At 73.0% G+C, this 12,996-nt stretch carries 14 protein-coding genes; 9 read left to right on the top strand and 5 right to left on the bottom strand.

Going from position 1 to position 12,996, the window contains the following annotated elements; translation table 11 throughout:
- Positions 1–262: 262 nt before the first annotated feature.
- Positions 263–739: an SRPBCC family protein gene (locus WME85_RS21065; protein ID WP_437840491.1), complete on the bottom strand. Its 477-nt coding sequence runs from the start codon at positions 737–739 to the stop codon at positions 263–265.
- A gap of 498 nt (positions 740–1,237) precedes the next feature.
- Between WME85_RS21065 and WME85_RS21060 the strand changes: the two genes are divergently transcribed.
- Both WME85_RS21060 and WME85_RS21055 read left to right on the top strand, forming a co-directional pair.
- Entirely contained in the window at positions 1,238–2,518 is a 1,281-nt protein-coding gene (locus WME85_RS21060; protein WP_437840490.1) for an AAA family ATPase, read from the top strand.
- Complete coding sequence (locus WME85_RS21055; RefSeq protein ID WP_437840489.1) at positions 2,515–3,093, top strand: hypothetical protein; 579 nt, start codon at positions 2,515–2,517, stop codon at positions 3,091–3,093. The genes WME85_RS21060 and WME85_RS21055 overlap by 4 nt, the downstream gene beginning before the upstream one ends.
- A 31-nt stretch (positions 3,094–3,124) precedes the next feature.
- On the opposite strand, the gene WME85_RS21050 is transcribed toward WME85_RS21055, so the two are convergent.
- On the bottom strand, positions 3,125–4,147 hold the full coding sequence (locus WME85_RS21050) for a hypothetical protein (RefSeq protein ID WP_437840488.1): 1,023 nt from the start codon (positions 4,145–4,147) through the stop codon (positions 3,125–3,127).
- A 55-nt stretch (positions 4,148–4,202) separates the two neighbouring features.
- Entirely contained in the window at positions 4,203–5,060 is an 858-nt protein-coding gene (locus tag WME85_RS21045) for a hypothetical protein (RefSeq protein ID WP_437840487.1), read from the bottom strand.
- Positions 5,061–5,643: 583 nt separating this feature from the next.
- Here WME85_RS21045 and WME85_RS21040 point away from each other — a divergent pair.
- The 5 genes from WME85_RS21040 to WME85_RS21020 all read left to right on the top strand — a co-directional run bounded on the left by WME85_RS21040 (position 5,644) and on the right by WME85_RS21020 (position 9,084).
- Positions 5,644–5,919 (top strand): hypothetical protein, encoded by a 276-nt coding sequence (locus WME85_RS21040; protein WP_436618314.1) that lies wholly within the window; start codon positions 5,644–5,646, stop codon positions 5,917–5,919.
- A gap of 73 nt (positions 5,920–5,992) precedes the next feature.
- Complete coding sequence (bufB, locus tag WME85_RS21035) at positions 5,993–6,850, top strand: MNIO family bufferin maturase (protein WP_437840486.1); 858 nt, start codon at positions 5,993–5,995, stop codon at positions 6,848–6,850.
- Positions 6,834–7,754: an HvfC/BufC family peptide modification chaperone gene (locus tag WME85_RS21030; protein ID WP_437840485.1), complete on the top strand. Its 921-nt coding sequence runs from the start codon at positions 6,834–6,836 to the stop codon at positions 7,752–7,754. The genes bufB and WME85_RS21030 overlap by 17 nt, the downstream gene beginning before the upstream one ends.
- 9 nt (positions 7,755–7,763) lie before the next feature.
- On the top strand, positions 7,764–8,195 hold the full coding sequence (locus WME85_RS21025) for a secondary thiamine-phosphate synthase enzyme YjbQ (protein ID WP_437840484.1): 432 nt from the start codon (positions 7,764–7,766) through the stop codon (positions 8,193–8,195).
- 136 nt (positions 8,196–8,331) lie between these two features.
- Entirely contained in the window at positions 8,332–9,084 is a 753-nt protein-coding gene (locus WME85_RS21020; RefSeq protein ID WP_437840483.1) for a lysophospholipid acyltransferase family protein, read from the top strand.
- A gap of 10 nt (positions 9,085–9,094) precedes the next feature.
- On the opposite strand, the gene WME85_RS21015 is transcribed toward WME85_RS21020, so the two are convergent.
- The gene (locus WME85_RS21015) at positions 9,095–9,988 is read right to left on the bottom strand and encodes an SGNH/GDSL hydrolase family protein (protein WP_437840482.1); all 894 of its coding nucleotides are present in this window, start codon (positions 9,986–9,988) and stop codon (positions 9,095–9,097) included.
- Between the two features lie 147 nt (positions 9,989–10,135).
- On the opposite strand from WME85_RS21015, the gene WME85_RS21010 reads away from it, so the two are divergent.
- Together WME85_RS21010 and dut are read left to right on the top strand one after the other, a co-directional pair.
- Positions 10,136–11,515, top strand: coding sequence for a site-2 protease family protein (locus WME85_RS21010; protein WP_437840481.1), 1,380 nt, complete (start codon positions 10,136–10,138; stop codon positions 11,513–11,515).
- A gap of 64 nt (positions 11,516–11,579) precedes the next feature.
- The gene (dut, locus tag WME85_RS21005; protein WP_436618307.1) at positions 11,580–12,035 is read left to right on the top strand and encodes a dUTP diphosphatase; all 456 of its coding nucleotides are present in this window, start codon (positions 11,580–11,582) and stop codon (positions 12,033–12,035) included.
- 43 nt (positions 12,036–12,078) lie between these two features.
- Here dut and WME85_RS21000 read toward each other — a convergent pair whose 3' ends face one another.
- Entirely contained in the window at positions 12,079–12,990 is a 912-nt protein-coding gene (locus tag WME85_RS21000) for a LysR family transcriptional regulator (RefSeq protein ID WP_437840480.1), read from the bottom strand.
- Positions 12,991–12,996 lie beyond the last annotated feature (6 nt).

Raw genomic sequence — 12,996 nt, 5'->3', positions numbered from 1 at the left:
GCAGCCCCCCGGCGCCACCCCCTCCCAACGGATCCGATCCGTCGCAGTCCCCCCGGCGCCACCCCCTCCCAACGGATCCGATCCGTCGCGACCCCCCGGCGCCACCCCCTCCCAACGGATCCGATCCGTCGCGACCCCCCGGCGGCCCCCGACCGGAGATCTCTGGCAACGGTTCCGCTCCGCCTCGGGACTCTGGCGCCACCCGTTGCGGAACGGCGCCTGACCACCTCGACCCGGCACGCTCGACCCGAGCCGCCCCGCGTCACGCGGAGCGGCGGCGCTTCGCGAAGTACTCCTTGATAGTGAGGACCTCCTTCGCGGTGAGGGCGGCGATCGACGGGACGACCGCCGCCGGATCGTGGCCCGCGGCGACGCCGAACTCCCGGGGCCACTCGAGGAACGTCTTGCCCGGCTCGGTCGTGATGCGGCGGAGCCGGTACGTCGCGATGTACCCCTCGGCGCCCAGCACCTGCCCGAGCAGCCGGTACGTGATGGAGTGCTCGGTCTCGGAACGTGCGACCACCTCCTCCTGCGCCGTCTCTCCCGACGGGTGCAACGTGAACTCGAAGCGCGACGGGATCTTCTCCGCCGAACCGCCGTCCACGTAACGGTAGTCCTTGACCGCGTCACCGAAGACGACCGGCAGGAGCTTGACGACATCGCGGAGCTCTCTCCATGCCTCCTCGATGGGGGCGTCCAGCACCGCGGAATCGTAGACGTGATATCGGGCTTCGAGCATCGGTGTTCCTCCTCGTGGCGTCCCACGGGCGCGTGCTGACCTCCGCGCAGCGGACGATGCTAACAGACCGTCGCGCGCTGCCGGGAGCGCGCCCTCATGGGGCCGCGCGCAGATCGGCGCAGCAGCGAACGCCGGTCCGTTCCAGCCTCGTGCCGGCCGCTCGGGCCGCTCGCAGCGGTTCCGCTCCGCTGCGGCCCCCTGCAGCCACGCTCCGTTCAGCGACGAGGTTCGCTCGCCTCTCGACCCCTCACCAGGGCGCGAGCTCCGCCCGCAAGCGGTTGCCGCCCCCCGAGGTCGCCTCGCGATCGGGTGGAGCCCTGCGGAACCGCCTTTTCTTGCCTTTTGCCGCGTGACCCAGCAGATCACTCGTTGTCATGGTCAAGGCGCAGCCGATGAAGTTCCTCCGCAAGAAGGCCAGGCACGGCCTCCGCGACCATCCGCTCGCGACCATGACCTGCTACGGCCCGGACGACACGCGAGCGACCAGGAGCAGCCGCGATGCTTGAGCGGCTAGAGCTGCACGACACCGGCCCCGCGCCCTCGATGGTGTTCGAGCTCGCGCCGCGGCTGAACCTCTTCGCGGGCGACAACGGGCTGGGGAAGACCTTCGTGCTGGACGTCGGCTGGTTCGCGCTGACGGGGACATGGCCAGGCTATCCCGCTGCGCCGCGACGTGGCCCGGCGGTCAAGCCGCAGATCATCCGACAGACGCGCGACGGGGAGGCCGTGCATCGGCTCTCGTCGTCGTTCGACTTCGAGGAGCAGCAGTGGCGTACCGTTGTTCCACGCGGCGCCTCCAGACGCTCCTCCGGGCTCGTCTTCTATGCCCGCGTCGACGGTAGCTTCTCCGTGTGGGATCCGCTTCGACCCGCGGGGTACCAGAAGCTTCCCCCTACCACGAGACCGTCAGGTTCGGGGCCGGGGTTTCACTTCACGCCAAGCGAGATCTGGAACGGGCTCCTCGTGGACTACCAGGATGGATCGGCGGTCTGCAACGGCCTGATCCGCGACTGGGCAACATGGCAGCTACAGCGCGGCAACACGTTCGAGCTGCTGACGCGCGTGCTGGAAGTCCTGTCGCCGAACCCTGGGGAGACCCTCCGGCCGGGGGCGACCACGACCCGGGTCTCGCTGCACGACGTCCGCGACATCCCCACCCTCGACATGCCTTACGGCAACGTCCCGGTGGTGCTCGTGTCCGCCGGGATGAAGCGGATCCTCTCGTTCGCCTACCTCCTCGTCTGGACGTGGCGCGAGCACGTGGAGGCCGCGAAGCTCAGGAACATCGCTCCGGAGCGGAGCCTGGTCGTGCTCGTCGACGAGGTGGAGGCGCACCTGCACCCGCAGTGGCAGCGCGTGATCCTGCCCGCCCTGCTCCGGGTCTCCCGCGAGCTCGAGGCCTCCATCGAGACGCAGCTCCTCATCACGACGCACGCGCCGCTCGTCCTCGCCTCCGCCGAGCCACACTTCGACGAGGCACGCGACGCGCTCTTCCTGTTCGACCTCTACGGGACCGAGGTCACCGTGTCGAAGCCCGCGTGGAAGCCGCGCGGGGATGCCTCGGCGTGGCTCACGTCCGACGTGTTCGACCTCGCGCAGGCACGGTCTGTCGAGGCGGAGAAGGCGATCCTCGACGCCATGGCCGCGATGCGGCAGCCGGATCTGCCGATCGAGGACGCGAAGCGGATCCACGAGGAGCTGCACGACGTGCTCAAGGACACCGACCCCTTCTGGGTGCGCTGGCTCGTCAGGGCGCGGCAGGCCGGGCTCACGCCGTGATCCACGTACCTCTCCAGCCGGAGCCAGCGCGCTTCGATGCGCTGGTCCGGCAGCCCGGCCTGCGCGCCCTGGCCGCGAACGAGGAGCACCTGCCCCCCTACTGGCGGGAGTGCCTGGACGATCTGCGCGACAGCTACCGCAGCATCTGCGCCTACCTGTGCGTGCTCGTTCCGCGGGGCACAGGAGCGCGGTCGGTCGACCACGTCGCGCCCAAGTCGAAGCGGCGCGAGCTCGCGTACGAGTGGAGCAACTACCGCTTCGTGTGCTCGCTCATGAACGCGCGCAAGCGCGACTTCGACGACGTGCTCGATCCGATGGAGATCCCTGACGGCTGGTTCGTCCTGGAGCTGTCGTTCCTCCAGGTGCTCCCGGCGGAAGGTCTCCACGACGAGGCGCGCGCGTGTGTCCAGGCGACCATCGAACGCCTGAAGCTCAACGACAAGGAGTGCATCGCCGCGCGAGAGATGTACTACACCGCTTACCTCGACAAGGGGCTGACGCTGGAGCTGCTCCAGGAATGGAGCCCGTTCGTCGCCAGGGAGGTCGTCCGGCAGGGACTGGCCAGGCGAGAGTGACACATGAGGCTCCGCGGACCTACGCGCGCCCTCAGGGCGCCGCGCGCAGGTCCGCGCAGCAGCGGACGCCGGTCGAGTAGTCGAAGTAGGCGAAGTCGTGCGAGGCCACGCGCGACATGCACCCTTCCCTCGTCGCGCGCGCGTAGAACCCCCCGACGAAGGTCCCCTCCGGGTCGTCCACCCACTCGTCGAGGTTGCCGACCATGTCGCTCACCGCGTCGCCCTCCCAGGCGCTCGCGCAGGTCGCTGTCTCGCCGGTCCGCCGCAAGAGCGGCGCGCCGGCGACGCGCACCAGGTTGAGCCGCGGGTCGCTGTGCCCCATGCTCACGTCGCGGTGAAGCACGCCGGCCGGGTGCGCCTCGCGGAACACGTTGCACTGCCCGTCCGCGTAGGTCGGCCCGTAGGGGAACTGCTCGTCGCGCTCGCCGCGGCACGCCGTCCGCCACTCGTCGAGCGTGCAGAGCCGCTTGCCGGCGTTCCGGCACGCGAGCTCTGCCTGCGCGCCGCTCGTGTAGCCCTGCGGCAGCACGCCCTTGCGCGACACGGCGCGCGGCTCGAACTCGCGCTGCTTCTGCCAGCCAGGCAGGAGCGGCAGCTCCATGCGCCGCGCCTCCTCGTCGCCGAGCTGGAGCCGCATCTTCGACCACGCGCGCTCGACGGACGCGGCCGCCTGCCGCGCCGGCGGGTAGAACGCCGAGATCTCGAGCCCGGTCTCCTTGTCGAGCAGCACCGCCTCGTACCGGTCCACGCAGAAGCGGCGCGCGACCCGCACCATCTCCGGCGGGCACCGCGGCTCCACCGGCGGCGCCGGCGGCCTCGGTCCGGCAGGCCCGCCCACGAGCGGCGGCGCCGCCTCTGCGGGGCCGGCGTCCGCAGCCGCGGAGGCGGCGCCGGCGTCGGTCGCATCGGCCGCGCCGGCGCCCGCATCGGCCGCGCCGCCATCTCGCTCCGAGCGGCAGCCCGCGAGCGCCACGCACACGAGCGCCACGCACACGAGCTCCGCCGCGACGGCGACCGCGCCCGCCACGCACTCCGCCGCGACCGCCCCCGCCACGCGGCGGCGAGCCGGAGGCCGCGCGCGGCCGCCTGAGCGCTTTCGCGCGGCTTGCTCAGCGGATCGCGCCGGCATAGGGGTCGATGGACTCGGGCTCGCGGCAGAAGAAGCGGCGGAGCACGAGGTAATGATGGATCGGCAGGAGCCGCGTCTCCTCCTTCATCGAGAGCCCCATCCGGCTGATCTCGGCGCCGGGGAACGGCGTCTTCGGGTAGCAGCGGACGATCCCGGAGAGCGCCTCGTACTCGTCGAGGAGCCCGAGCACGTGCCCCACCTCGTGGGCGAGCACGGGCAGCGACCAGCCCGCGCGCATCGCGCTGAAGTACGGCGTCCTCCCGCACGTCGGCGAGAGCGGCACCGCGAGGTCGACGCGGAGCCCCCGCCCCCGCGCCTCGTCCGCGAGGACGAAGTCGAAGTCGTAGCGGACCGGCAGCCCGAAGGCGCGCGCGTCGCGGTTCCAGTACCCCTCGGCCTCGGCCGACCAGCGCCCGAGCAGCGCGCGGATCGCCGCCGGCGTCGCCCTCGCCGTGAACACGCCGGAGCCCGGGCAGGCGTCCGTCGAGCCGGCGCGCGCGTACGGCGTCCCGCGGCACGCGATCGCGCCCCCGAGCGCGGCGGACAGCCCGCAGTCGGGCAGCTCGAGCCAGCCCGCGCCGGCGCCGGTCGACGGCTCGACCGCGATGCGCACCTCGACCTCCCAGGCGCCGCCGCGCCGCCGCACGAGGTAGCTCATCGGACCGAAGAAGAGGCCGTAGTGCGGCATCATCCCGGCGATCCGCCGCTCCCCCTCCGGCGCATCCCCGTGGAACACGCGGCGCGGGGGCGGCAGGCACAGGTACGCGTCCTTCGCGACAGTGTCGGCCAGGATGTCCCGGAACGTGGCCTCGCGGCCTTCGAGAACCGGCCCGCTCATCGCCTCGAGCTCCGCGGCGATCGCCGTGACCGGGAGCTCGCGCCCGGAGGCCTCGCCCGCCGAGGCGCCGCTCCCCTCGCGCGGAGCAGCTCCACAGGCCCCCAGCGCGAGCCCCGCGGCCCCGACGAGCGCGGCGCGGGCGGCGCGGCACAGCCGAGTGAGGCCTCGCCAGGCCAGCCGCGGCGCGTGGTCTACAGCGCGGCCACTTTGTCTTGCGCCCGCAGCGTGAAGCGAGATACGTCGTACGTGGAACGCTGCACGCTGGCGTCGCGTCCACGCTGTAGAAGACGCGCCGCCGGACGCCGTGCGCGCAGGGGGGGCTCGCGTAGGCGTGGAGGTCAACGCCGCTCACTTACGGGGAGTTGCATCAGGAATCAACGCATCCGGGGCGAAACCGGGGAGCCGGCCGTCCGTACGTGATGCGACGACGCGATGCGAAGACGAGGGGCTCGGCGCGGTCGAGCTGCGAGGTGGGCCCCGACGGGCTCGGACGTGCGAGGCGCGCCATGCGGGCGGCGCGCGCGGCGGGCTCGGTATCTCGACGAAAACGAAGCGGAACCTGGAGGCTCAGATGACGATGGACATGGGCAAGACGTTGGCGTTGACGGCGGTGTCGGGCATGGTGGCGGGCCTCGCGGGCTGTGCCTCGTCGCCGCCGCCCGACCCCGAGACGGCAGCTCCCGCGGGCGAGCCCGCGGCGGCGGAGGCGCCGGCAGAGGCCAGCGCCAAGGAGTGCTGCGCCGGCAAGAACGAGTGCAAGGGCAAGGGCGGCTGCAAGGGGAATGGCCACGACTGCTCGGGCAAGAACGAGTGCAAGGGCCAGGGCGGCTGCAAGCCGGCGGACTGCGGCGGCCACTGAGCCGCTGAGCCGCGCGACGGTCCGGCCCGCGGCGAGCCCGCGGACCCGGGCCGTCGCGGGCTCGCCATGCGCCATGGTGAACCTCGAACGCATGCGGCTGGGGCTCCCCGATCTCGGCGTCGGCGTGGGGCTGCGCATCCCGCACTACCGCCACGTCTTCGAGCATCGGCCCCGGGTCGACTGGTTCGAGATCATCAGCGAGAACTTCATGGTCGACGGCGGCATGCCGATCGCCAACCTGGAGCGCGCCCTCGCGAGCTACCGCGTCGTCCAGCACGGCGTCTCGCTCTCGATCGGCAGCACGGATCCGCTCGATTTCGACTACCTCCGCCGGCTGAAGGCGCTCCTCGGCAAGGTGCGCTCCCCCTGGGTGAGCGATCACCTGTGCTGGACCGGCGCGCACGGGGTCAACCTGCACGACCTGCTCCCGCTGCCGTACACGGAGGAGGCCGTGCGGCACGTCGCGGCGCGGGCGCGCGCGGTGCAGGACTTCCTCGAGGTCCGGCTCGCCCTGGAGAACGTGTCGAGCTACCTGACCTTCACCGCGAGCCGCATGAGCGAGTGGGAGTTCCTCTCGGCGGTGGCGGAGGAGGCCGACTGCGGCATCCTGCTCGACGTCAACAACGTCTACGTCTCCTCGTACAACCACGGCTTCGATCCGGGCGCCTACGTCGACGGGGTGCCGCACCATCGGATCGTGCAGTTTCACCTCGCCGGCCACACGCACCACGGCAGGTACATCCTCGACACCCACAGCGATCACGTGACCGACGCCGTGTGGGCGCTGTACCGGCGCGCGGTCGAGCACACAGGCGACGTCTCGACGCTGATCGAGTGGGACGACGACATCCCCGCGTTCGAGGTCCTCGCCGCCGAGGCGGAGAAGGCGCGGGCGATCCGGGAGGAGGTCGCGCGTGCGCGCGCCGCCTGAAGCGCCCCCGGCGGCGCTGGTCGCGCTGATGGGCGAGCTCACCCGCATGTTCACGGCCGGCGCGCCGCTCCCGGACGACGCCGCGCTCGCCGGCCGGTGCCGCGAGCACGTCGCGGGGAACGAGCGGCTCACGCCCGCCGAGCAGGCCGACATCTACCGCCGGCAGTTCTGGCTGCGCCACCGGGACACGCTCCGCGAGGACTACCCCGGGCTCGCGCACGTCCTCGGCGAGGAAGACTTCGACGCGTTCTGCCGGACGTACCTCTCGGCGCACCCGCCCGCGAGCTTCACCCTGCGGGAGCTCGGCCGCCACGTCGCCGATTTCGTGAATACATACGAAGGTTTTCCCCCTACCCTCCGCGAGCTGGCGCGCGACGTCGCGCGGTACGAGCACGCCCTGGTCGACCTGTTCGACGGCGCTTCACCCCCGCCGCTCGATCCGGCGAAGGTGACCGGCATGCCCGAGGACGGCTGGTCCACCGCCCGGATCTTCCTGCACCCGCTGCTCGCGCTGATGCAGCTCCGTTACCCGGCGCACGCCCTCCGCCGCGAGCTCAGGCAGGGCAGGTCGCCCGCGCTCCCCGCGCCCCGCCCGGTCCACCTCGCCGTGTTCCGCAGCCCGGTCGATCTGACGATCCGCTGCGAGGAGCTCGACCCGCAGGCGTTCGCGCTCCTCGAGGCGCTCGGGCGGGGCGTGCCGCTCGTCGCGGCGTGCGAGCAGGTGGCCGCCGGCATGGGCAGGACCGCGGGCGCTGACCAGGCCGCAGGCGCTGACCAGACCGCAGGCGCTGACCAGGCTGCGGGCGCGGCGCTCGCCGCCCGCGTCGGCGTCTGGTTCCAGCAGTGGACGAGCTGGGGCTTGATCGTCGACGTCGCGCAGGGCGCCCGCGCCGAAGGCGGCTAAGATGGCGCGGTGACCACCATCGCCCAGCGCACGCTCGAGGTCCGCACGAGCGGCCGAGGTTTCGTGGACATCACGCGCGAGGTCGCGCGCGTCGTCGCCGCCGCCGGCGTCGACGTCGGCCTCTGCGCCGTGTTCCTCCAGCACACCTCGGCGAGCCTCGTCATCCAGGAAAACGCTGATCCGGCCGTCCTCCGCGATCTGGAGCGCTGGATGTCGCGCCTCGCCCCCGAGGGCCGCGACTACGAGCACGACGACGAGGGCCCCGACGACATGCCGGGCCACCTCCGCAGCGCCGTCACCCGCTCGAGCGAGGTGATCCCTGTCTCCGGCGGCCGCCTCGCGCTCGGGACCTGGCAAGCCCTGTACGTCTGGGAGCATCGTAGTTCTCCCCACGTGCGCCGTGTGGTAGTGACCGTAACCGGCACCACAGCAGGGGGCTGAGTGGTATGCTTGGAGGGTCGATGCCCTGGATGAGCCCGGCGCTCCCCGGAGGGCTGCTCGTCCGCCGTGCCCGGCAGGCCGTGCCCGCGGCGCGAGCGCTCCACGCGATCCCTCACTTTTCAGCGGAACGAGAGCGATGAGCCTTCAGACGACGTTCATGGGAATCTTCGACACCGCGCGGATCTGCGTTCCGACCGTGGTGGACGCAGTGCGGGGGCGCGTGACGCTCGAGCGCTGTGACGAGCGGCTGGACTGGTGGGCGCGCAAGGTCCTCGAGGACGCGGACGTGGATCTCGTGGTGCGCGGGCGCGAGCACGCCGCTGGCACGCGGCCGTTCGTGGTGATGTCGAACCACCAGAGCCTCTTCGATATCCCCGTTGTGTTCCGCGCCATCCCTGGTCGGCTCCGGATGATCGCCAAGAAGGAGCTGTTCCACGTGCCGATCTTCGGCCAGGCGATGAAGGCGGCCGGGTTCATCCGGATCAACCGGGGCAACCATGTCCAGGCCAGCGCGAGCCTGCAGGTCGGCGCCTCCATGCTCCAGGACGGCACCCGGGTCTGGATCGCCCCGGAGGGCACGCGCAGCAAGACCGGCGCGCTCCTGCCGTTCAAGAGCGGCGGCTTCCGGATGGCGATCGAGACCAACACGCCGATCCTCCCGGTCGCGATCGACGGGACGCGCCGCGTGCTGCGGGCGAAGGATTTCGTGGTGCAGCAGCACCACCGGGTGGTGGTCACGATCATGCCGCCGATCGATCCGGCGCCCTACGGGGCCGGCGGCCGCAGCCGCCTCATGCGGGATGTGCGCGCGGCGATCGCCGGCGCCCTCGGCCACGACCCGGGGCTGGTCCACAAGGGCGCCGGGGTGGCGACCTCGCCGACGCCCTAGGCTGACGAGGTCAGAACCGCTCCGCTCCCCCCGCCGACACCGGCCCCCCGAGCTGGAGCGCGCCCTCCGCGGCCTCGGCGCGGGAGCGGTGCTCCTCCGGCGGGGGAGCTCTGAGCGCCCAGGGGCTCCGCTTCGCCGCGAGGTCGTCCCCGCCCTCGCCGGGGGGGAGGTGCTCCGCCGTGAGCCAGCTCCAGAAGGCGTCGGCCCAGCGCGCGCCCCCCTCCTCGTTCGGGTGGATCTTGTCCTTCTGCCGCGGGAGCGGGCCCGGGACGAGCGCGTCGGAGTCGAAGAAGCGGCACGGCGCCGAGTTCGTCCGGATCACGTCGATGATCCCGGTGTCCTTGCGCCAGAGCGGTGGGGAGACCCACACGCACGGGCGGCCGCCGATCGCCTTGATGATGCGCCGGACCGCGCCGGCGTGGGCCGGGGGGTTGACGTTCTCGACCTCGTTCGCGCCGAGGCTGATGATCACGAGGTCCGGCTGGTAGTTCGCGACGAGGAGCTCCATCCTGGACGCCCACGTGACCGTGTACGAGCTGGTCTCCGCCTTCACCGCATAGCGCACGCGGAGCGCCTGCATCCGCGGGCGGAGCGCCTGCGCGAAGCCGGCCAGCGCGAACGAGTCGCCGACGTGGAGGACCGCCGTGTTGGGCGGCACCGTGAACGCCGGCGGCGCGCGGTCGTCGTCGCGTCCGCGCGCCGCGGCGGCAGCCTCGGACGGCGCAGTCGAGGCGGCGGACCCCGGAGGACCGGCGGCCGGCGGCTCGGCTCCAATCGGCGGCGCCGCGGTCGCCGGCGCGACGCGCGGCCCGGGCGCCGGCGCGCCGCCGCTGCCGCCGCACGCCATGCCCGCCACCGCCAGCCCGGCGAGCGCCCATCTCCTGACCCGGATCTCCCTGCCCATGCTCGCTCCGCCGATGGCGCCAGGCCCGCCGCCGCAGGCGCCAGGGGCGCACGCGGCCGGCCGGAAGGTCGCGCGGCGCACTCTAGGGCAGGCAGCGTCCGCACGGCAATCATTGAGCAGACGGCCCGCAGGCCTTATGAAATGCGCATGAGCTTCCGTCTGTTTGGAGTCTCGGTCGACGTCCAGCTCGGGTTCTGGCTCTCCGCCGCGCTGCTCGGGTACGGGATCGTGGCCAGGGAACAGTACCAGCTGTTCGTCGTGTGGATCCTCGTGGTCTTCCTGTCGGTCCTGATGCACGAGTTCGGCCACGCGCTCGCCATCAAGCGCCACCGGATCGAGCCGGAGATCACGCTGCACTTCATGGGGGGAACCACGACGTGGCGGTCGCTCCTGCCGCTCGGGCGGCTCCAGCACGTGCTGATCAGCCTGGCCGGCCCCTTCGCCGGCTTCTTCGTCGCCGGCATCCTGCACCTCCTGCTCCGTTACGTCCCGGCCCTCGACGCCCTCCCGCCGATGGTGCTCAGCGGGATGCAGATGCTCATCCAGGTCAACGTGGCGTGGGGCGTCCTCAACCTGATCCCGGTGCTCCCGTTCGACGGCGGTCACGTCCTGGAGCACGCGCTCGGCCCCCGGCGGGCCCGGCTGACGGCGGCGATCTCGGGCGTGGCCGCCGTGCTCCTCGCCATCTTCTTCCTGCGCGCGGGGTTCTTCTTCTTCTCGTTCATCCTCGTCATGTCCGCGTTCCAGAGCCTGCAGCGGTTCCGCAGCGAGCCCGAGGCGCCGTCGCCCGCCATGAACCGCCGGCGCGCCGCGCTCCACGAGGAGCCGGTGCCGCCCGAGACGGCGGCCCTGCTCCAGCGGGCGCGACGGGCGGTCGAGGACGAGCGGACGAGCGAGGCGATGGCCCTCGCGGACGAGGTGCTCGCGCAGTCCCCGGCGCCGCCGAAGCGCGCGCTCCGCGAGGCGCACGAGCTCATCGGGTGGTCGCACCTGCTCCTCGGCGACACGAAGCGCGCGGGAGAGTCGATCGCGCAGGCGCGCAAGCACGGCGACCCGGACCCGGCGCTGGCCGGCGCGGTGCACCTCGCGCTCGGGGAGCTGAAGCAGGCGCGCAAGGTGCTCGAGGCCGCCCGCGAGGCCGGCGACGACCGGAAGGAGGTCGCGGGCCCGCTGATCCGCGTGCTCGTCGAGCAGGGCGAGGTCGCGCGGGCGGCGGCGGTCGCGCTCGACATCGTGGAGCAGCTCTCGGAGGACGACGCGCGCAGGATGGCGGAGATCGCGTTCGAGCGCGGCGCGTTCGACTGGTCGGCGCGGCTCTACGAGGCGATCTTCCGCCGCGCGGGCCTGAGCGAGGACGCCTACGGCGCCGCGCGCGCGAGCGCCAAGGACGGGAACCGGGACCGGGCCATCGAGCTGCTCCGGCGCGCGGTGGAGGCCGGCTTCTCGGATCGGGCGCGGGCGTGGTCGGACTCGGCGCTCGAGGCGCTCCGGGGCGCGGAGCTCGAGGCGGTGCTGCCGCGACCGTGACGGGCAGGCTCCGCGCGTCCGAAATCCCTGCGAGATCTCGGACGCGCGGGACTACGCTCGGCGCGTGCGCATCCAGGTGCCGTTCCTTCGCGTGGGGCCGATCGAGGTCCCGCCGCCCGCCTACCAGTCCGAGGGAGCCGTCGGGCTCGACCTCTGCGCCGCCGTCGACGCGCCGGTGACGCTCGCGCCCGGGGAGCGGAAGCTCCTGCCCACGGGCTACGCCGTCGCCCTGCCCGACGGCCACGAGGGGCAGGTGCGACCCCGCTCGGGGCTCGCGCTCCACCATGGCGTCACCGTGCTCAACACCCCGGGCACGATCGACCCGGACTACCGCGGGGAGATCAAGGTCGTCTTGATCAACCTCGGCGCCGAGCCGTTCACCGTGCGCCGGGGCGACCGGATCGCGCAGCTCGTGATCTGCCCTGTCGCCCTCGCCGACGTGGTCCTCGTCCCCGAGCTCGCGCCGACAGCGCGCGGCGCGGGCGGCTACGGCTCGACCGGCGTGCGCAGGGAGCCGTAGGTCCGCCTCGCGCCTAGCGCCTCGCGGCGCGCGGCGGGCCGGCTCACGGCGGCGGCCTGAGCTCCTCGATCAGGAAGGTCCACACCGCGGACACGCGGGGGACGTCGCGCAGCGCGCGGTGCCCGACCAGCCAGAGATCGTCGACCGGCCACTCCGCCGCGCTCGCCTCGAGCGCGCCCGCGAACCGCAGCGGCGCGAGCGCGCGCCCGTGCATGTACGGCTCGGGGACCAGCAGCGCGCCGAGCCCGGTCTCCGCCGCGGTGAGCTGCGACAGGAAGAAGCTCGTGCGCAGCGCGATGTCCGCTCCGGGCGCATGGCGCGCGAGCCAGCGCGACGCCGGGAAGCTGGCGAGGTCGCGGTCCCAGGCGATCCACGGCACGGCCTCCCACGACGCCACGCGCCCGGCGTCCTTCACGAGCTGCCTCGAACCCGCGGCGACCCAGCGCGCCGACGCGAGCTTCGTCACGACGAGGTCGGCGCCCTCCGGCCGGACCGAGCGGAGGGCGATGTCCGCCTCGTGGCGGGTGAGATCGACCACGCGCGCGGACGCGTCCAGCTCGATCCGGATCCTCGGGTGGCGCGCGCGGAGGCGCACGAGCGCGGGCGCGACGAACACGTCCGCCTCCCCCGGGGCGACGCTCAGACGGACGACGCCCTCCGCTTCCGCCTCCGCGCCCGACGCGTCGCGCGCGAGGCGCCGGTGCGCCGCCTCCATCGCCTCGGCCGCCGGCAGCACGAGCTCGGCGATGCGCGTGGGGACGAGCCCGTCGCGCGTCCGGTCGAAGAGGCGCGCGCCGAGCGCTGTCTCGAGCGCCGTCAGGCGGCGGCTCACCGTCGACGTGTCGAGGCCGAGCCGCGCGCCAGCCTGGCCCAGGCTCCCGTGCCGGTGGACGGCGAGGAAGATGCGCACGTCGTCCCACCGCGCGTCGCCGAGGTCCTGCGATCTCGCCGCCATGCGCCG

The organism is Sorangium sp. So ce1153, from assembly GCF_051521595.1.
In the GTDB taxonomy this organism is placed as follows: Bacteria; Myxococcota_A; Polyangia; order Polyangiales; family Polyangiaceae; genus Sorangium.
The sequence above is the reverse complement of the archived record's forward strand: the minus strand, read 5'-3'. Positions and strand labels throughout refer to the sequence as shown.